Origin of the sequence: Pedobacter psychrodurus, assembly GCF_032678585.1 — a bacterium.
GTDB lineage: Bacteria > Bacteroidota > Bacteroidia > Sphingobacteriales > Sphingobacteriaceae > Pedobacter > Pedobacter psychrodurus_A.
The window spans coordinates 198,959-217,796 of record NZ_JAVTSN010000001.1 but is presented as its reverse complement, the minus strand read 5'-3'; the positions used below and the strand labels follow the sequence as shown (position 1 = coordinate 217,796).

Here is an 18,838-nt window from a genome sequence, read left to right as displayed (position 1 = left end):
CTTATTTTTATGATGCTGCAAAAGTAATACTTATTGCCGAATAATGCTAAAACTTAGTAACTTTTTAATCGTTCTAATCTTTGTTTAGCTTTATCCTGATCACTAAGCTTTTCGCCCTGATACAAAGGCTTTTCCCAATCGCCATACATGGGGTTTGGCAATACAATATATTTTGTTCCAAACAGGTACTGGTTTGCGTTTACCTGCTCAAAGGTGTTTTTCTGCTCACGGTAAAAAATATTGCTAAAATCGCTTAAATTATCACCGCATAACATCAGAATATCATGCGTTTCGGTTATTTTTTGTCGGCGGGGCTCTTTGTTTGACGTTCCCTTAGATACGATCAAGTGCGCATCATCTGCATAAGGAAAGCCAAAATGTTGTAGATTTTTCAATGTTGCGGCATAATCCTTTTCATCGCGGTTGCTTACATAAAAAGTTTCGATGTTTTTTGAGGCGGCAAATTTTAAAAAGGCCAATGCTCCTGGTACAGTATCAGCCTGGGCTAAACTTGTCCATTTCGTCCAATCCTCCTGTACATAACTCAAACCCTTTTTAATTTCGTGTCCCTGGAAAGCAGAATTGTCTAAAACTGTTTCATCAATATCAACAATCACGCAGTTTGGTTTTTTACTCGTATCGGCCCATAAGGCTTCTTTTAACGATAAACGGGCAAAGTTGTAAGCCTGAAAACACAGGGCCCTGTATTCGCCCGAAGTTTGCTGCCAAAGCACCGCATTGGTATAATCGCGTGCCGGGTTTTGGGCCTTCACAAAAAATGGAGCGAGAAACAGGATAATGAGGATGTATTTTTTCATAATTGATATTACGGTACAAAGATATTAAAAGCCTATAACTAACGGTAGTTTAAAATATTCGACATAAAAAACACAGCTACGAAGTATTAAAACTACATATCTACCCTGAAAACAGAATAATTTTATTACAATTAATTTTTTAGTTATAAAAATAACTATTTTTGGGCACACACAAATAAAATCATTTATTATGAAATCTAAAAGCTTATTAGGGATAGCCATTGCCCTATTTTTTCTTGCAGCCTGCAAGAAAGACAGTCCGGTTATTGAACCACCAACTACGCCAATTGAAAAACCAGATCCTTTAGAATTGCTAAAAGATTCTGTTTCATACATAATTGACGGAAAGCTAAGAGTTCAAAGAAAATCAGAAAATAGGAGCAACTCGTTAAGAAATGCTGTAGCTAATGTAAAGCTTGATTCGTTAGTTAAGCAAAAAGAATATACTTCAGGAGATAAGGATTCCGTAATGTTTGGGAGAGGATTTCTTTTTGAAGATGAGGAAAGAAACGGAATTGAGATATCTTTTCTAAAAAAATACAATAAAAATCAAGCTCAGCAACAGGCCAATCAAGGCATTTTTTTTATACCTAGAGATAAATTAGATTTACTTTCCGTTGGCGAGCGTAAATTTGCGATGGACTTCACAAGAAATAATTCTCAAAGCGGTATCGTTTTTGAGCTTCAAGGAGATTATTATGGATTTCAGACCCATGGATACAGTAGCCTAGTATATCACCAATTATTAAAACCAGAATTACAAAATGGTTCAAAATTTGAAATCACAAATCTTCAAAAGCTTAAATCGGGTAAATATATCTTAGAAGCAAAATTTAATGCTTCTGTTTATTGGGGAGATGGTACACACATTAAAAAAATTGAGAATGGTTACATCAGAATTAAGATTAATCCTGACAACCTTTATTTTTAACGAAAAGCCCCCATTTCAATTAAGAAATGGGGGTTGTTTTTAACCAGAAACTTTAACTATTCAAAAAACTTCCTCGATCTGCTTTTGACACCAATAATGTCTCGGCATCGGGATAGGCCTGTGTAAATGTAAGCGGGATTTTATTTTTCCCTCTTTCGCTCCATTTAAACTCAACGGCTAAAAATTTATCCTTTGTTTTTTCTATATAATCTATTTCCTGTTGTTGCGTGGTACGCCAAAAAAAGCATTCGGCTTCTATCTGGTTCTGGTGCAGAAACTTCATCCGCTCTGCAATCATGTAGTTTTCAAACAGTGCACCAACATCGTTCCTATTCGCCAAAGGATTAAAGTTGCGTGTAATGGCATTCACAATTCCGGTATCGTAAAAGTAAATCTTCTTGTTCTTTTTGATCTCATTGCGCACATTGCCCGAAAAGGCTGGTAAGGTAAAAACCACAAAAGATTTTTCGAGCAGGTTGATATATTTATCAACCGTTTTCTGATCTGCTTTTACCAGTTGCGCCAACTCCGAAAAATTAACCTCGCTCCCAACCTGCAAGGCCAATGCTTTTACAATTTTCTCGAACAAGAGCGGCTTTTTCACATCTTCTAACGCAAACAGATCTTTATACAAATAACTATCTGCAAGTAGTTTTAAATGTTCCTCTGCATTGTGCGGATCGTTAATAATTTCGGGATAAGAGCCATAAATCAAACGCTGCTCCAATGATCTTTCTTCGGTAAGAAAATCGGTATCGTTTACCAACTCGGCATACGAAAAAGGCAAAAGCATCATTTCATATTTTCTGCCAGTTAAAGGTTCATTAATTTTACCCGATAATTCAAAAGCTGATGAACCCGTAGCAAGAACCTGAACTTGCTTAAAGCGATCGACGATAATTTTAATTAATAAGCCAACATCAGTGATCCTTTGGGCCTCATCAATAAAAAGCACTTCATAATCACCAAGCATCTGCGCAATCTGCGTAGCATTAGGTTTGGCTAAGGCTTCTCTTACATCTGCATCATCACCATTGAGGTATAATGTCTTTTTATCCACTCTGGCTAGCAACTGCTCTACAAAAGTAGTTTTGCCAGTTTGCCTGGGACCGAATATGATGAAAGCTTTCCCTTTAAAAAGCCTTGCGAAAGCATAATCCAACTGTTTTCTGATAATCATAATAAATTAATCATACCACAAAAGTATAATAATTTGGGATTACAATCCATAAAAAACATAATAATTTTGGATTACAATCCATAAAAAACATAATAATTTTGGATTATGATTAATATTGACATCAAAAAAGCCCATTTCAATTAAGAAATGGGCCTTGTATATTTGACTTAGAACTAAAGACTTTCGGCTTTAAGACTCAAACTATCCGTTCAATGCTGCTGCACCGCTTACAATCTCCGTTAACTCAGTTGTAATTGCAGCCTGACGTGCCTGGTTATAAGAAAGTTTTAAGGCTTTCAATAATTCACCAGCATTTTCAGTTGCTTTATCCATTGATGTCATACGTGCTCCATGCTCAGAAGCGTGAGAATCTAACACGGCTTTATATAACTGGATTTTAACTGACTTAGGGATCAACTGCTCTACAATCTCTTCTTGTGAAGGCTCTAGAATGTAATCAACATTAGTTGTTTTAGTTTCAACTTTTGTTTCTTCTGCTTTTGGTAAAGGCAACAATTGTTCAGAAGTAATAATTTGAACAGCTGCATTTTTAAAACGATTGTAAACAACCTCTACTTTATCAAACTCACCTTTAATGAAACCGGCCATAATTGCATCAGTAATTTTGGTTACGTTTTCGAAAGTTAACGCTGCATATACTTCGTTATTATTACCAATTACGTTATAATTACGTTTTTCATAAAAATCCTGAGTTTTCTTACCAATAGAAATAATGCTTACGTTACCGTTTTTCAACTGTTCGCTATATTTCTCAGCAATTAAATTGTTGGCCGCTTTAATCACGTTCATGTTAAAAGCACCAGCCAAACCACGGTTTGATGATACAGTTACAATTAAAACCTTATTGGGTTCACGCTCTTGTATAAAAGGCGATGAAGACCCCTCTAAACTTGCTGATAGATTACCTAAAATCTCTTTCAGTTTAGTTGCATAAGGACGTAAAGCGATAATTGCATTGGTAGCACGTTTCAACTTAGCTGCCGAAACCATTTTCATAGCTTTGGTAATCTGCTGTGTCGACTGTACCGATGCAATCCGGTTTCTTACTTCTTTTAAATTAGCCATTCTTTATTTAGATGTGAGATGTGAGATACGAGATGTGAGACGTTTCCGGCCCAATCTCAGATCTCAAATCTCATGTCTCAAATCTTATTAATATTTACTTGAAATCTCTTTTGCTACTGTATCTAAAACACCGGTAATGGTATCGTCGAATTTACCAGCTTTTAGTGCCGCTAAAGTTTCTGGATGACGCATTTCCAATTGAGTTAAATATTCAGTTTCGAATTCTTTTACTTTATCAACCGGTACGCTACGCATTAAGTTTTTAGTACCTGCATAAACGATAGCTACCTGCTTTTCAACTGTAAAAGGTGTAAACTGAGCTTGTTTTAACATTTGTACGTTACGTGCACCCTTATCTAAAACCGATTTCGTTGCTGCATCTAAATCAGAACCGAATTTAGAGAACGCCTCTAACTCACGGTATTGAGCCTGATCTAATTTTAAAGTACCTGCAACTTTTTTCATCGATTTGATCTGCGCATTACCACCTACACGTGATACCGAGATACCTACGTTAATAGCCGGACGGATACCTGAGTTGAACAAGTTCGACTCTAAGAAAATCTGACCATCGGTAATCGAAATTACGTTGGTTGGGATATATGCTGATACGTCACCTGCCTGAGTTTCGATAATCGGTAAAGCAGTTAATGAACCACCACCTTTTACGATGTGTCTGATAGATTCTGGTAAATCGTTCATCGCTTTAGCGATATCATCATTAGAGTTGATTTTCGCAGCTCTTTCTAACAAACGACTGTGTAAGTAGAAAACGTCACCTGGATAAGCTTCACGGCCCGGTGGACGACGAAGCAATAAAGATACCTCACGGTAAGCAACAGCTTGTTTAGATAAATCATCATAAACAATTAAAGCTGGTCTACCTGTATCACGGAAAAACTCACCAATTGCAGCACCTGCAAACGGAGCATAAAACTGCATTGGAGCAGGATCTGCAGCCGAAGCAGCAACAACAACTGTATATGGTAAAGCGCCGTTTTCTTCTAATGTACGTACAATGTTGGCTACAGTAGAGTTTTTCTGACCGATAGCTACATAAATACAGAACACAGGCTGGCCTGCTTCATAAAATTCTTTTTGATTGATAATGGTATCGATACAAACGGCAGTTTTACCAATCTGACGGTCGCCAATAACCAACTCACGTTGACCACGACCGATTGGAATCATTGCATCGATTGCTTTAATACCTGTTTGTAAAGGCTCATTTACCGGCTGACGATAAATTACACCTGGTGCTTTACGCTCTAAAGGCATTTCGTAAGTTTCACCTAAGATCGGTCCTTTACCATCTAAAGGCTCACCTAAAGTATTCACTACGCGCCCAAGCATACCTTCACCAACTTTAATAGAGGCAATTTTTTTGGTACGTTTAATCGTATCACCTTCTTTGATCTCGTCTGAAGCACCTAAAAGTACCACACCTACGTTATCTTCTTCAAGGTTTAATACAATACCTTGCAGGCCGTTTGCAAATTCAACTAATTCTCCCGATTGAACTTTAGTTAAACCGTAAACACGGGCAATACCGTCGCCCACTTGCAACACGGTACCAACTTCTTCCAGTTCGGTTTCTGATTTGAAGCCCGCCAATTGCTGTCTGATAATTGCCGATACTTCGTCTGGTCTTACCTCTACCATAATTTTACTTTATATCTTTTTGTAAATGTTTAGTGCTTAGCGCATGGCGCTTGGCATTTATTCGCCATCCGCTTATCGCAATTCTTGTGTTGTGCATAGCGCAGGGTGGTTGGCGTTTTAGCTGCCTAAGCCTAGCACTTGGTGCTTATAACTCCGCGCTACTGCGCAAATTCTTTTTTCAGTTTACTTAAACCGCTGGCAATACTTGCATCAAATTGTTTGTCGCCAACTTTTAATATAAAACCACCAATCAGTTTCTCGTTAATTTTTTCGTTAACAATCACCTGGTTAGCTTTTAATTCTCTTTTTACAATCTCAATAATCTGTGCTTTAGCTTCAGGGCTTAGAGCACTCGCAGTAGTTACATCTGCGGTAACAATACCTTTAATTAGGTTATATTGTTGTATAAACTGTTTTGCTGTGGCAAATAAAATTGCCGAACGGCCTTTGCTCACCACAATATTGAAAAATGTGATGGTTAGTTTATTTACTTTATCAGCAAAAATACCGTTTAAAATACCAGTCTTTTTATCTAAAGGTACAATCGGGTTTTTTAATATTGCTTCTAGTTCAGGGGTTTCATCAACCACTTTCTCAAACAAAACCATATCATTATAAGAAGTTTCTAAGTCGTTGTTTTCAACGGCTAGGTCTATTAATGATTTGGCGTATCTGCTTGCAACTTTAATTTCTGACATATCTTTTGGGTTGGCGTTTAGCGGTTGGCGTTTAGCACGCCTATCGCTTTACGCAATACGCTTAGTTTAATTCAACGTCTTTTAACAAGTTCGCTACTAAAGTTTCCTGTTTAGTTTTATCGTCTAACTGACTACGCAAAACACGTTCGGCAATTTCTAATGATAAAGAAGAAACCTGGTCTTTAACTTCAGCTAAAGCTGCTTTCTTTTGGTTCTCGATTTCGATTTTAGCTTTCTCAATCAATTTAGCACCTTCAACCTGAGCTTGTTTTTTAGCTTCGTTTAAGATACCATCCTTTAAGGTTTTAGCTTCCTTTAAAATCTCATCGCGCTCGGCACGGGCCTGTTGCATCAAATCTTGATTCTGGCTGGTTAAACGGGCCATTTCCTGTTTAGCCAATTCAGCTTTGTTAAGGGCCTCATCAATGCTTTGCTCACGTTCGTGAATGGCACCTAAAATAGGTTTCCATGCGAATTTCCTAAGTAATATCAATAAACACAGAAACGATATTCCAGTCCAAAAAACTAATCCTATGCTTGGGGTTACTAAATCCATCTTATCTATTTTTTTTAATCTTAATCTTGTTAATAAGGCGGGGTAAATAACCAATCGTTAAATACCCTGCCTAAATTTTTCAGTTTGAATTATTTAAGGCTGTTACCTAATAATGCAACTACCACACCGAATAAAGCAACACCCTCGATAAGGGCAGCAGCGATAATCATTGCAGTCTGAATTTTTGATGCAGCTTCTGGTTGACGAGCAATACCTTCCATTGCTTTACCACCTACTTGACCGATACCGATACCTGCACCGATTACTGCTAAACCGGCACCAATTGCCGCGATTGAACCTACCATAACTAATTTAATTTATATTAATTGTAAAAAATAGTTTTCTATTAATGATGTTCTTCTACTGCCATTCCGATAAACAAGGCAGTAAGTAATGTAAAAATAAAGGCCTGTAAAAATGCTACCAGTAATTCCAGTATATCCATAAATATTACGAATGCTACAGAAACCGGAGCAATGGCCAAAGTTTCGAAAATAAAAATTAACGAGATTAAACTCAATACGATAATGTGACCTGCAGTAATGTTTGCGAACAAACGTACCATTAATGCAAATGGTTTAGAGATGATACCAACAACTTCTACAACAACCATTAATGGCCACAACCAAAACGGAACATCAGGTAAAAGAATGTGTTTCCAATAGTACTTATTACCATTTAAGTTTACAATAAGCAAAGTACCCAAAGCCATTACAAATGTTAAGGCGATATTACCCGTAACGTTAGCACCACCTGGAAAAATCGGCACCAAACCCAATAAGTTGTTAAATAAGATAAAGAAGAATATCGTTAACAAATAAGGCATAAATTTAGCATACTTGTGACCAATATTTGGCTTAGCGATATCGTCTCTAACGAAAACAATAACAGGCTCAATGAAAGATTGTAGCCCTTTTGGTGCTTTTCCAACACGTCTTTTATAGGCTCCGGCTACTGAGATAAATACAATTAGAATCAGCAGTATAGCTACGAACATTGCCGCAACGTTTTTGGTAATAGAGAAATCTAAAATAGATTTACTGGCCTCCTCATCAATTTTTCCATCTGCTCCAACCACTTTAATGTGATCTTCTTCCAAACGGTAATTATTAAATTTACCATTATAATCGTGCTCTCCATGATGAAAATTAGCCGAAGAGAAAAGCTCTAAGCCATTAGGCGTATATAAAATTACCGGAAGAGGAAACGATGTATGCCCCCAAAGGTGCCACATGTGCGAATCTGCAATGTGTTCCATGATTACAGCTGTAGGCTCGAATTTCTTTTCTTCATGCCCAGCAGCACCATGCTCACCAACTGCTGCATGAGCAGAGTCGGCTACAACACTATCAACAGGAACAACAGCGCTATCAACCTGAGCGAAAGTATCAATTTTGATAGATAAAAACGCGATTAAAAGCGTAAAAACAATAGTTAGCCTTTTAACTTTAGACACAAAAACTCGGTTACAATCCATTTATTGGCAGTTTTTTACTTTAAATTTTGGTGGCGCAAGTTACGTAACAAACAGTAAATTTCAAAGGCCGTAAACAATAAATATAAAGAAAAAAAATTAAGCATAAATACAAGCCCAATTCCCTTAGCTTTTATACTGTAAATCAACACAAAAGCCATACAAAAAATCATCTTCACCGCGATCGATCCCATAATCGCCATTACACCAACCTCAGGATCACGTTTTACGCCGATATCAACAAGCATGTAAGCGATATAGGTTATGCCAGCCAAAAAGCCAAACATCACCCAAAAGTTGTTTATAAGTAATTGTTGATTAGGAAATATTAGGGGCAAAACAGCAATAACGCCTATTAATAAGCCGACAAAAATGAAATAGATACTGGTAAATTTGGCTAGAGTCAATGTATAATTTCTTAGCAGATAAAAACTTTTGCAAAGATAAGGTTTTTAGTATCAAGTAACTAGTGCGAAAGAGAATTATTGTTTGGATGGTTAACAGCCTAGCAGGTTAACTGTTAAATTGATTAACCGGTTAACTGAAGCAAACAGTCTAATTGTTAATCTGGTTAATTGTTCAAAATGGTTAACCGGTTAACTGAAGCAATAGCCTGATTGTTAATCTGGTTAATTGTTCAAACTGGTTAATCGGTTAACTGTGATAGATTATTCAATTGTTAGGTTACTGGTTTGATTAACTGAAAACCGCCAATTGAAAACTGAAAACTAATCTCTGGTAACCTGCCTGATGGCCTGATACAAGGCAATGCCCACTCCTGCCAAAGCAAAAGCTGCAGTAATGAGATTAGTTTTGCTGTTTCTATGCTCATCAATCTTATAACCAATAAAAGTAAGCAGGCCAATGGTGGCGAACATCTGGAAGCCAATGGCAGAATATTTAGCGGCCGTATTTACCTTTTTCTTTGTATCTTCTTCTTTCGGATTTTCCATTTTTTAATGCAATAATTAAATTAACTTTGAATAATTAAAATTTGTTGCCAAATAAAATATTTTTCTATATATATTGTTTATTGTATATCCACCTAAGAGATTGATCATACTTGAAAAATTACGCTAGCAAAAACTTAAATCCCTTTCTCATCTTTTTTAGTGTGCTCCTGATTTATGGTTGCGTCGCAAATAAAGATACCGCGGTAGACCGTAGGTTTCAAAACTTAACGGCAAGGTATAACTATATCTATAACTCCAATGTGTTACTTACAGAATACAATGAGAGTTTGTTGCAAAGTTATGCAGATAATTATGAAAAAACGCTCCCTGTTTATCTCGATCCTGAGCCCCAAATCAACCTGGTTTTAACACCTGGCGTTGCCAATAAACAATTGGACGATGTAATCACAAAAGGACAAACCATCATCAACGATAAAAGTTTTAGCAACTATATCGACGATGCCTACATGCTTTTAGGTAAGGCAAATTACCTGAAAGGCAATTATTTTATCGCTTCCGAATACTTCGATTATACAGCAAAAACCTATAACAGTGATTTAAAAACATTCATTATGGCGATGAACTGGAAAGCGCGTAGCCAAATGCAATTGAACAATATGGTGCTGGCTGATAAAATTCTCGATACCATGTTGCGTGCTTCTGATCAACTGAAAAAGGATCTGGCAGAGCCATTGGCCACTGCTGCACAGATGCGGATCTATCAAAAGAGAAATAAGGAAGCTATACTTTTTCTGGAATCAGCAATTACACTCCCTGCCGAAAAACAGCTGCGTATCCGCTGGCGCTTTATACTTGCCCAGTTGCAGGAAGAAGAGAAAAATATTCAGGATGCTTATGCCAATTTCACCAGAGTCGAAAAAAGCAATGCCCCTTTCGAAATGTATTTTCATGCCAATTTAAACCGGATTAAACTCAAGGCATTATTGAGTGGCGTAAAATTAAATAAGGAAGATCAATTGCTTGCGTTGTTAAAAGACGATAAGAATTTCGACTATACTGATCAGATTTATTATCAGGTTGGAGAACTTTTCTCTGCTGAAGGGAACTTTGTAAAAGCCGAAGAAAATTACCATAAATCGGTTGCAAAAAGTACAAGGAACCAAAATCAAAAAGCACTGTCCTATTTAAGAATTGCTGATTTAAACTTTAAAGAATTTAACAATTATATCAAAGCGAAGTTATATTACGATAGTACGGTAATGATTTTACCCAAAAACTTCCCTGATTACGATAACATTGTTAAAAAGGCTGATAACCTGAAATATTTAACCGATAGGTACACCATTATCACAAAAGAAGATACCGCACAGGCCATTGCCAAACTTCCCGCAGGAGAGCGCGAGGCAAAGGTTAAAGCTTATTTAACCCCTAAAGTTGAGGTAATCAACACGGGCGGGGTAATCAGTAACCAGTATTTAAATGATCTCGATTTCCCAAATCAATCGTTGAATGCATCCAATAATACCACTGGAAATACCTTTTACTTTAACAATAATGCTGCGATAAGTAATGGTTTCGGCGATTTTAGAAAACGTTGGGGCAACAGACAACTGGAAGATAACTGGCGACAGAGCAACAGATCTTCTGCACAAGAAACCGCCCAGGTTTTAGCAGGTGGAAATGTAGCCACGGGAATAACACCAGCAAATGGAGAAACAGATCAGGCCGCAGCGGATCAAACTTCCTTAGAAAAACAGTTTTTGGATGGGCTTCCAACTACCCCTGCCCTATTGGCCACATCTGACCAGAAAATTATTGATGCCTACTTTGAAATTGCAAGTTTTTACCAGCAGGAACTGAACGATAAACCGGAAGCAAATAAAATATATCTGGAACTGATTAAAAGATATCCTGAGAACAACCACCTTGTTGCCATTTATTACAGCTTACACCTCAATTACAAGGGTGTTGATGAGGTCAAATCAGACCAGTATAAACAATTGGTCCTTACCAAATTCCCGGAATCTAATTTTGCAAAAAACATTTTAGATCCATCATACTCTGCCAAACAAACAGAGATGGAGAACATTGCCATTAACAACTATAATGTGGCTTTTGATGCTTATGCGAAAAAAGATTATCCAGACGTGGTTAAACAGGCGGATGATAATATCGCTGCATTCCCAAACAATGATTTAGCACCTCAGTATGCTTATTTAAAAGCGATTGCAGTTGGCCGTACCGCTAAGATTGACCCCCTGCTTACCGAATTTAACCTGATTACCACGCTTTATCCAAACGATAAAATTATTACCCCACTGGTACGCGATCATTTAAAATATATTGAAGCAAACCTTGAGGAATTTAAACAACGGCCGGTTGCCCTTGTTGATTTTGATGCCAATACGCCACGTTTTGTAAGTCAGGCTACACCAATCGCTGTTCCGGTAAAACCTTTGGTAACCGATAATGCCGTTGTGAAAACAGTAGAGCCAGCTCCGGTAGCCAAACCTGTTGAGGTTAAGCCTGCCGATGTGACCAAACCGGGAAGTATTTTTAGTGCTGCAAAATCAGAAGAATACTATTATGTAATCGATGTGGCAGATGCAACTTTAACACTGAGTTCATCACGTTTTGGAATCGGACAGTTTAATCGTGGTAATTACCCTGATAACGATTTGGAACATAAATTGGTGGAGTTGGATAACGACCAGTTGATCTACATCACCAGTTTTATCGATTTAGAAGACGCAAAAATTTACGAATCGAGCATTACAGGCCAGCTAAAGAACATTATGAAGGTTCCGGCCAACCTGTACAAGGCTTTTATCATCAGTAAAGAGAATTTTGGCAAGCTTACCGATAGACAGCGGATTAATGAATATCTGGAGTTTTTAAAAGACAATTACTAAAAAAACAACATGAAACTGTTTTTTATTTCAGTGCTGTTTATTACGACTGCTTGCTCTTGTAAATTTTCTGAAGACGGAAAAGACAGCGGGGATAAAAATGTAAAACCAGTATTAAAGATTAGGTATCTCCACGAAAAAGACCCGGATTTTAAGCTGCTTAATAATGCCATTGTAAATATTGGCAAAGGAAAAACAAAATTATTGATCGATGTTAGGACTAAGTCTTTGGAGCATTATATTTTTGCATTCAAAGAAAACATCATCAAAATAAGTAATTATGGTGGCGATAGTGTGGATGTATATGGTTTAGATAATAAACCCGTTAGAAAGGATTACGTTGAGCCCGTTTCCGATACGACAAAAATGCTAAGTGCGTTTATAATTAAAGAACTAAACAATACATATATAAAAAAGTGCACTTTCCAGGATTCGGGTAACGAACTTTATTATCCTACCTTTGAATATAAATATTGCCTGGCAGAGGATATAGACAACGACGGACAGCCCGAATTCTATCTCACTTATTTTGGTGAAAGCGACGGATTAGATGCAAAACCATTAAAAGTAATTACCTATTATCATTTCAACAAGGTAAAAGCAACAGCCTATTATCCGGCAGGGAATGAAGAAGATGAGTATCATGTAGATTACGACAAAAACTGGAAAACACTGCCAAAAATAATTCAGAAAAAAGTAAACCATATTTTGGAATCACGGAAGAATGAAACCAAACCATGATTTAATGAATTATAACAACAAATATATTAACCTGATTTATTAAAATGAACAAATCCCTTTCTGCACAAGAAACAAAAAGATATAGTTTAATCATCTGGAAAATACTGATCGGCGGAATTGCGCTCTTTGCTATTTTCATTTCCATGATCGGATTAGGTCTTTTTGGTGCCCTACCCTCTTTCAGAGATATAGAACACCCGAAAAGCAATCAGGCTTCCGAAATTATTGCCGAAGACGGCCGTCCATTGGGCACATACTTTGTTCAGAACAGATCGAATGTTACCTATAAAGATATTTCTGAAAATGTAATTAACGGATTAATTGCCACAGAAGATACCCGTTTTAAAGAGCACTCGGGGATAGATTTTAAACGTACCTTTTCTATTATCGGTTACAATTTAATCGGCAAAAAACAGGGTGCAAGTACCATTACGCAACAATTGGCCAAAAATCTTTTCCCCCGCGAATCGAACCTTAACTTTTTCTCATTGGTATTAACCAAGTTTAAAGAGTGGATTGTTGCCGTTAAATTAGAACGCAATTACACCAAGGAAGAAATCATTACCATGTATTTAAACACGGTCGATTTTGGTAACCAGGCTTATGGGATCAAATCGGCAGCAAGGGTTTATTTTAACACGACTCCCGATAAGTTGACTTTAACACAGGCTGCAACCCTGGTAGGGATGCAAAAAGGAATTACCATGTATTCGCCAACCCGCCACCCTGAACGTTCAAGAGACCGCAGGAACACGGTGATGGCTTTAATGGTTAAATCCGAACTCTTAACTCAACAGGAATTTGACGAACAAAAAGAAAAACCTTTAAACCTGCATTTCAACGCTGCAACCGTTAACGACGGTATTGCACCATATTTCCGTTCGGTATTGAAAAATGATATCAAAACTATTTTTCAGGAGCAATCGATTACCAAACCTGATGGCACACCATACGATTTAGACCGCGATGGTTTGAAAATTTATACCACATTAAACTACGACATGCAGGTATATGCCGAAGAAGCGCAAAAGGAGTATATGAAAATCCTTCAGGCACAGTTCATCGCCAGCTGGAAAGGCAGAAACCCTTTTAAGGATAAAACTTTACAGATTGAACAGGGTATTAAACGTTCCGACCGTTATAAATCGTTAAAATTAGAAGGTAAATCGGATGATGAAATTAAAGACGATTTCAACACCAAAACCGAAATGAGCATTTTTACCTGGAAAGGTAATATCGATACGGTAATGAAACCAATCGATTCGGTGCGTTACTACAAAATGTTATTGCGTAATGCCATGATGACGATGGATCCCACCAACGGACATGTGAAAGCATGGGTTGGCGGCATTAATTACGAACATTTTAAATATGATCAGGTGAAGATGGGAACCAGACAAGTAGGTTCAACGGCAAAACCATTTACTTATTCGGTAGCCATCGAAAATGGTTATTCGCCTTGTTATACTGTTGCTAATGTTCCGGTAACTATCGAAGGATATGGAAAGCCTTACGCACCGGGGTCTTCGGGAAAACCATTACCTGGCAATATTACGCTACAAAAAGCCTTAGCCTATTCTCAAAATTATGTTACAGCTTATTTAATGAAACAGGTCGGTCCGGTAGCGGTAGCAGCATTGGCTACCAAAATGGGAATCCCTAATGTTCCCGCATATCCTTCTATTTGTTTGGGCACATTCGATTCGTCGATTTATAATATGGTAGGCGCTTATGGTGCATTTGCAAACAAAGGGACCTATACCAAACCAATTTATTTATTAAGAATTGAGGATAAAAACGGTGTTGTATTATTTTCGCAAAAGGAAATACCAAAACCAGTTATGAGTGAAGAAGTGGCCTATGTAATGACGAGAATGCTTAAAGGCGTGGTAACCAACGGAACCGGATCAAGGCTCAATTACAAATACAAAGTTAATGCACCAATTGGAGGAAAAACAGGTACTACCCAAAATAACTCTGATGGTTGGTTTATGGCCATTACGCCTCAACTGGTTACAGGAGTTTGGACGGGCTGCGAAGACAGGGCATTCCACTTTATCAGTACCAGTCAGGGCGAAGGTGCCAATACCGCTTTGCCAATTTTTGCAGGTTTTATTAAAAGGGTATATGCCAATCCGGCCTTAAAGATCAGTCACGCCGACTTCGAAGCACCAAAATCAGGCGTTTCCATTACCTTCGATTGCAACCAATACCAACAGCAGGAAGAAGGCGCAACCGAACTGGATGAGAAGTTGGGTTTTTAGGTTAAGAGATCCAAGCCAAATTTTTCAACTATATTTAGAAGATAAATATTAAATTTGTATTAGAAAATTGAAATATATGAGAGTTACATTAGAAATATCAGATTTTGATGAGATGAAAAAACTCCTTTCTTTATTTCAGTCCATGAAATTAGAAAATATTGAAATTATTTCTCCGCAGAACAACGCAAATCCTAATATACGCAAAGGAAATAAGTCGATTAATCCCAAAGAGCTTTTTGGAATCTGGAAAGAAAATCCAAAAGACATAGAAGATATAAGAGCCAAATCGTGGGATCGTAAAAAATAGTTTATGGTTTTATGCGACACGAATATTCTTATACATGCTTTTAATGGCAACATTTCAACCATAGAATCATTAGAAAAAATCGGCTTCGAAAACATTGTGCTCTCATCTGTTACAACGATGGAATTGTTGCAGGGAATGGGGAATAAAACCGAGTTGGCACAGATGAAGAAAAAGATTAAATATTACGATATTATTCATTTTGACACTCAGATATCTCAAAAATCTATAGAACTTATCGAAAGTTTTAAACTAAGTCATCATCTTCAAATCCCTGATGCAATTATCGGAGCAACTGCGATTGTAAATAAAATTGAACTGTTTACTTACAATAAGAAGGATTTCGATTTCATGCCTGATATTATTCTTTATTAAAAATACCATATTTTTGCTCCTTTAATTTTCATGAGCAGTTTCGACCATAAAACAGCATTAACCGCAATTCCGCATAAACCCGGCGTATACCAATATTGGGATGCGGATGGGAAGCTAATGTACATCGGTAAGGCGAAAGATCTGCGTAACCGTGTAGGTTCTTATTTCAACACCGACCGGAACCAGTTTAATGGGAAAACGAGGGTATTGGTATCCAGAATCCGTAAAATCACTTTTACGATTGTGGACACAGAGATTGATGCCTGGTTGCTTGAAAACAGTTTAATTAAAAAGCACCAGCCGAAATTCAACATCAATTTAAAGGACGATAAAACCTATCCCTGGATAATTGTGAAGAACGAGAATTTCCCACGTATTTACTGGACAAGGAAGGTGATTAAAGACGGCTCTACTTATTTTGGCCCTTACGGCTCGATAGGCATGATGCACACGATTTTAGACCTCATTAAAGAAACTTATCCCCTGCGTACCTGTAGCCTGCCCCTAACGGAGAAAAATATAGACGAAGGGAAATTTAAAGTTTGTTTAGAGTATCAGATTGGTAACTGTAAAGGTCCTTGCCAAAATTACCAGACGGAAACCGACTACGATAAAAATATCGGCGAAATTAAAGAAATCCTAAACGGTAAAATCGGGAATGTAATCCGCGATGTTAAAGGAATTATTAAATCGGCATCAGAAGATTTAAACTTTGAGCTGGCGCATCAATACGCCCGTAGATTACAGGTCCTGGAGAAATACCAGAGCAAATCGACCGTGGTAAACAGTGCCATCACCAATGTAGATGTGGTAAGCATTGCATCCGACGAACGTTATGCTTTTGTAAATTACCTGAAGGTAATGAACGGCACAATTATCCAGACCCAAACCATTGAGGTTAAGAAACAACTCGATGAGAGTGATGATGAGATTTTAACCCTGGCGATGCTGGAATTTAGAACAAAATTCAGCAGTACTTCGAAAGAAATTATTGTTCCTTTTGAACCCTCGTTAGAAGATGAAAGTTTAAAATTTACGGTTCCAAAACTGGGCGAAAAGAAAAAACTGTTAGAGCTTTCGCAAAAGAACGTGTTGTTCTTTAAAAAAGAGAAACTCAATCAATACGAGAAGCTGAATCCGGATTTACGCACGGATAGGATTTTAACCACGATGCAGAAAGATTTGCGTTTAACCCAGCTGCCAAAACACATCGAATGTTTTGATAACTCCAACTTTCAGGGTAAATACCCTGTTTCGGCCATTGTGGTTTTTAAAGATGCCAAACCATCAAAAAAAGACTATCGCCACTTTAATGTGAAAACGGTAGAAGGTCCTAACGACTTTGCGACCATGGAAGAGGCCGTTTTCCGTCGCTACAGGAGAATGCTGGATGAAGACCAGACATTGCCTCAACTCATCATCATTGACGGCGGTAAAGGCCAGCTTTCGTCAGCCATGAAGAGTTTAAAGTTATTGGGCATAGATAAAAAAGTTACTGTGATCGGTATTGCCAAACGTTTGGAAGAATTATTCTATCCCGGTGATTCCTATCCCTTGTATTTAGATAAAAAATCAGAAACCTTAAAGGTAATCCAGCAATTGCGTGATGAGGCCCATCGTTTCGGGATAACCTTTCACCGCAAAAAACGCGATCAGGGCACGCTTAAAACCGAGCTGGAGCAAATTGAGGGCATCGGTAAAACAACTGCCGATAAACTGTTAACACACTTTAAATCGGTTAAAAAGATTAAAGAAGCTACAGAGAAAGAATTAGCCGAAGTGCTGAATAAAAAGCAGATGATCACTTTGCAGGAATATTTCAAAAACACCTAGCCTCAGTCCAACCTTTTCATTTACGCAGATGGTAAAAACGGTTATCCAAAACAAAATGGGTTACCAAAAATACCAATGCTGTATTAAGGATAAATAATCCGATCAAAATGAACAAAAGGTTTTTAAAGATTAGTGGCAAATGCCTCATTGTTTTTATCACATTGATTGGCATTTACTTTATCACCGCTTTTTGTTGTTCGCGCATTACCATAAACGCACATCCTTCAAACCCAAGAGAGCTTGCCATCTACATCATGACGAATGGTGTACATACCGACATTGTGGTTCCGGCAGTTAGCGATGAAATCAACTGGACTAAGGAGATTACCTATAAAAACACTTTAGAAGCGGATAGCACCTATCAATACCTGGCTATGGGTTGGGGCGACAAAAAATTCTACCTAGAAACACCAGAATTTTCGGATCTTAAATTAAGCAATGGCCTGCGGGCAATCTCTGGCTTAAGCACATCGGCCATGCACACTACCTATTACAAAAATATACAGGAAGATGCGAACTGCAGAAAAATTATGATCAGCAAAACGCAGTACCAGCAGTTGATCCGTTATATCTTAAACAGCTTTAAAAAGGATGTGGCCGAACATTTAATCACTGTTAAATCGAATATTCATTACGATATTGGCGATGCTTTTTATGAAGCAAAGGGCAGTTATAGCATTTTCAAAACTTGCAACACCTGGGCAAATGCGGCTTTAAAATCGTGTGGACAAAGAAGCTGTTTATGGACCATCTTTGATACCGGGATTTTTTTAAAGTATCGGTAGACGAAGTTTTTATTTACCAGCGCCGTGGTAGCGTGTTCATTTTACAGCATGAACCTATCTTTTCCCATAGTTTAAAATTACGCTTAAAACTGGTGTTCTCCGTACCTGATGATGGGCTGCATCACCCCCGGCTGACCCTAAAAAGGCCAAAAGCAGACCCTGGCTTTACCTTTTAGGTAAGCAAAAGGTAAAGAATAGGTAACCAATAGGTAGAGAATAGGTAAGGAAAAGGTAGAGAATAGGTAAGCAAAGGGTTAACCAGGGGTTAACCTGGTACCAAGAAAGGGTAGAGGTTAGTTGGGAGTCCA

At 37.7% G+C, this 18,838-nt stretch carries 18 protein-coding genes; 8 read left to right on the top strand and 10 right to left on the bottom strand.

Features of this window, described 5'->3' with window-relative positions; genetic code table 11:
- Positions 1–53 precede the first annotated feature (53 nt).
- Entirely contained in the window at positions 54–818 is a 765-nt protein-coding gene (locus R2S57_RS01025; RefSeq protein WP_316843259.1) for a 5'-nucleotidase, lipoprotein e(P4) family, read from the bottom strand.
- A 190-nt stretch (positions 819–1,008) separates the two neighbouring features.
- Here R2S57_RS01025 and R2S57_RS01020 point away from each other — a divergent pair, with 190 nt between their 5' ends.
- Positions 1,009–1,749 (top strand): hypothetical protein, encoded by a 741-nt coding sequence (locus R2S57_RS01020; RefSeq protein WP_316843258.1) that lies wholly within the window; start codon positions 1,009–1,011, stop codon positions 1,747–1,749.
- Between the two features lie 52 nt (positions 1,750–1,801).
- On the opposite strand, the gene R2S57_RS01015 is transcribed toward R2S57_RS01020, so the two are convergent.
- The 9 genes from R2S57_RS01015 to R2S57_RS00975 all read right to left on the bottom strand — a co-directional run bounded on the left by R2S57_RS01015 (position 1,802) and on the right by R2S57_RS00975 (position 9,358).
- Positions 1,802–2,929 (bottom strand): ATP-binding protein, encoded by a 1,128-nt coding sequence (locus R2S57_RS01015; protein ID WP_316843257.1) that lies wholly within the window; start codon positions 2,927–2,929, stop codon positions 1,802–1,804.
- A 201-nt stretch (positions 2,930–3,130) separates the two neighbouring features.
- Positions 3,131–4,015 (bottom strand): ATP synthase F1 subunit gamma, encoded by an 885-nt coding sequence (gene atpG, locus R2S57_RS01010; protein WP_316843256.1) that lies wholly within the window; start codon positions 4,013–4,015, stop codon positions 3,131–3,133.
- Between the two features lie 87 nt (positions 4,016–4,102).
- Positions 4,103–5,677, bottom strand: a complete 1,575-nt coding sequence (gene atpA, locus R2S57_RS01005; protein WP_108197969.1) for a F0F1 ATP synthase subunit alpha — start codon at positions 5,675–5,677, stop codon at positions 4,103–4,105.
- Positions 5,678–5,835: 158 nt separating this feature from the next.
- Positions 5,836–6,375: an ATP synthase F1 subunit delta gene (atpH, locus tag R2S57_RS01000; protein WP_316843255.1), complete on the bottom strand. Its 540-nt coding sequence runs from the start codon at positions 6,373–6,375 to the stop codon at positions 5,836–5,838.
- Positions 6,376–6,436: 61 nt separating this feature from the next.
- Positions 6,437–6,931 (bottom strand): F0F1 ATP synthase subunit B, encoded by a 495-nt coding sequence (locus R2S57_RS00995; RefSeq protein WP_316843254.1) that lies wholly within the window; start codon positions 6,929–6,931, stop codon positions 6,437–6,439.
- A gap of 89 nt (positions 6,932–7,020) precedes the next feature.
- Positions 7,021–7,236: an ATP synthase F0 subunit C gene (gene atpE, locus R2S57_RS00990; RefSeq protein WP_055912908.1), complete on the bottom strand. Its 216-nt coding sequence runs from the start codon at positions 7,234–7,236 to the stop codon at positions 7,021–7,023.
- A 41-nt stretch (positions 7,237–7,277) separates the two neighbouring features.
- On the bottom strand, positions 7,278–8,408 hold the full coding sequence (gene atpB, locus R2S57_RS00985) for a F0F1 ATP synthase subunit A (RefSeq protein ID WP_316843253.1): 1,131 nt from the start codon (positions 8,406–8,408) through the stop codon (positions 7,278–7,280).
- Positions 8,409–8,422: 14 nt separating this feature from the next.
- Positions 8,423–8,812 carry a hypothetical protein gene (locus tag R2S57_RS00980; protein ID WP_316843252.1) on the bottom strand — a complete coding sequence of 130 codons (390 nt, stop codon included), beginning with the start codon at positions 8,810–8,812 and terminating at the stop codon, positions 8,423–8,425.
- A gap of 321 nt (positions 8,813–9,133) precedes the next feature.
- Positions 9,134–9,358, bottom strand: coding sequence for an AtpZ/AtpI family protein (locus R2S57_RS00975; protein WP_316843251.1), 225 nt, complete (start codon positions 9,356–9,358; stop codon positions 9,134–9,136).
- A 110-nt stretch (positions 9,359–9,468) separates the two neighbouring features.
- Between R2S57_RS00975 and R2S57_RS00970 the strand changes: the two genes are divergently transcribed.
- The 7 genes from R2S57_RS00970 (at position 9,469) to R2S57_RS00940 (ending at position 18,530) form a co-directional block, all read left to right on the top strand.
- Positions 9,469–12,231, top strand: coding sequence for a gliding motility protein (locus R2S57_RS00970; protein ID WP_316843250.1), 2,763 nt, complete (start codon positions 9,469–9,471; stop codon positions 12,229–12,231).
- A 9-nt stretch (positions 12,232–12,240) separates the two neighbouring features.
- Entirely contained in the window at positions 12,241–12,969 is a 729-nt protein-coding gene (locus R2S57_RS00965) for a hypothetical protein (protein ID WP_316843249.1), read from the top strand.
- Positions 12,970–13,013: 44 nt separating this feature from the next.
- Positions 13,014–15,233, top strand: a complete 2,220-nt coding sequence (locus tag R2S57_RS00960; protein ID WP_316843248.1) for a transglycosylase domain-containing protein — start codon at positions 13,014–13,016, stop codon at positions 15,231–15,233.
- A gap of 76 nt (positions 15,234–15,309) precedes the next feature.
- A complete protein-coding gene (locus R2S57_RS00955; RefSeq protein WP_316843247.1) occupies positions 15,310–15,540 on the top strand; it encodes a hypothetical protein in 231 nt (76 codons plus the stop codon).
- Between the two features lie 3 nt (positions 15,541–15,543).
- Complete coding sequence (locus tag R2S57_RS00950) at positions 15,544–15,912, top strand: type II toxin-antitoxin system VapC family toxin (RefSeq protein ID WP_316843246.1); 369 nt, start codon at positions 15,544–15,546, stop codon at positions 15,910–15,912.
- 30 nt (positions 15,913–15,942) lie between these two features.
- A complete protein-coding gene (gene uvrC / locus R2S57_RS00945; RefSeq protein ID WP_316843245.1) occupies positions 15,943–17,745 on the top strand; it encodes an excinuclease ABC subunit UvrC in 1,803 nt (600 codons plus the stop codon).
- 107 nt (positions 17,746–17,852) lie between these two features.
- Positions 17,853–18,530 carry a TIGR02117 family protein gene (locus R2S57_RS00940; RefSeq protein WP_316843244.1) on the top strand — a complete coding sequence of 226 codons (678 nt, stop codon included), beginning with the start codon at positions 17,853–17,855 and terminating at the stop codon, positions 18,528–18,530.
- The last annotated feature ends 308 nt before the right edge of the window (positions 18,531–18,838 follow it).

Excerpts from the sequence above, each read along its gene's own strand:
- R2S57_RS01025 (WP_316843259.1), bottom strand. The coding sequence starts at position 818 with ATGAAAAAATACATCCTCATTATCCTGTTTCTCGCTCCATTTTTTGTG.
- R2S57_RS01020 (WP_316843258.1), top strand. The coding sequence starts at position 1,009 with ATGAAATCTAAAAGCTTATTAGGGATAGCCATTGCCCTATTTTTTCTT.
- R2S57_RS01015 (WP_316843257.1), bottom strand. The coding sequence starts at position 2,929 with ATGATTATCAGAAAACAGTTGGATTATGCTTTCGCAAGGCTTTTTAAA.
- atpG (WP_316843256.1), bottom strand. The coding sequence starts at position 4,015 with ATGGCTAATTTAAAAGAAGTAAGAAACCGGATTGCATCGGTACAGTCG.
- atpA (WP_108197969.1), bottom strand. The coding sequence starts at position 5,677 with ATGGTAGAGGTAAGACCAGACGAAGTATCGGCAATTATCAGACAGCAA.
- atpH (WP_316843255.1), bottom strand. The coding sequence starts at position 6,375 with ATGTCAGAAATTAAAGTTGCAAGCAGATACGCCAAATCATTAATAGAC.
- R2S57_RS00995 (WP_316843254.1), bottom strand. The coding sequence starts at position 6,931 with ATGGATTTAGTAACCCCAAGCATAGGATTAGTTTTTTGGACTGGAATA.
- atpE (WP_055912908.1), bottom strand. The coding sequence starts at position 7,236 with ATGGTAGGTTCAATCGCGGCAATTGGTGCCGGTTTAGCAGTAATCGGT.
- atpB (WP_316843253.1), bottom strand. The coding sequence starts at position 8,408 with ATGGATTGTAACCGAGTTTTTGTGTCTAAAGTTAAAAGGCTAACTATT.
- R2S57_RS00975 (WP_316843251.1), bottom strand. The coding sequence starts at position 9,358 with ATGGAAAATCCGAAAGAAGAAGATACAAAGAAAAAGGTAAATACGGCC.
- R2S57_RS00965 (WP_316843249.1), top strand. The coding sequence starts at position 12,241 with ATGAAACTGTTTTTTATTTCAGTGCTGTTTATTACGACTGCTTGCTCT.
- R2S57_RS00960 (WP_316843248.1), top strand. The coding sequence starts at position 13,014 with ATGAACAAATCCCTTTCTGCACAAGAAACAAAAAGATATAGTTTAATC.
- R2S57_RS00955 (WP_316843247.1), top strand. The coding sequence starts at position 15,310 with ATGAGAGTTACATTAGAAATATCAGATTTTGATGAGATGAAAAAACTC.
- R2S57_RS00950 (WP_316843246.1), top strand. The coding sequence starts at position 15,544 with ATGGTTTTATGCGACACGAATATTCTTATACATGCTTTTAATGGCAAC.
- uvrC (WP_316843245.1), top strand. The coding sequence starts at position 15,943 with ATGAGCAGTTTCGACCATAAAACAGCATTAACCGCAATTCCGCATAAA.
- R2S57_RS00940 (WP_316843244.1), top strand. The coding sequence starts at position 17,853 with ATGAACAAAAGGTTTTTAAAGATTAGTGGCAAATGCCTCATTGTTTTT.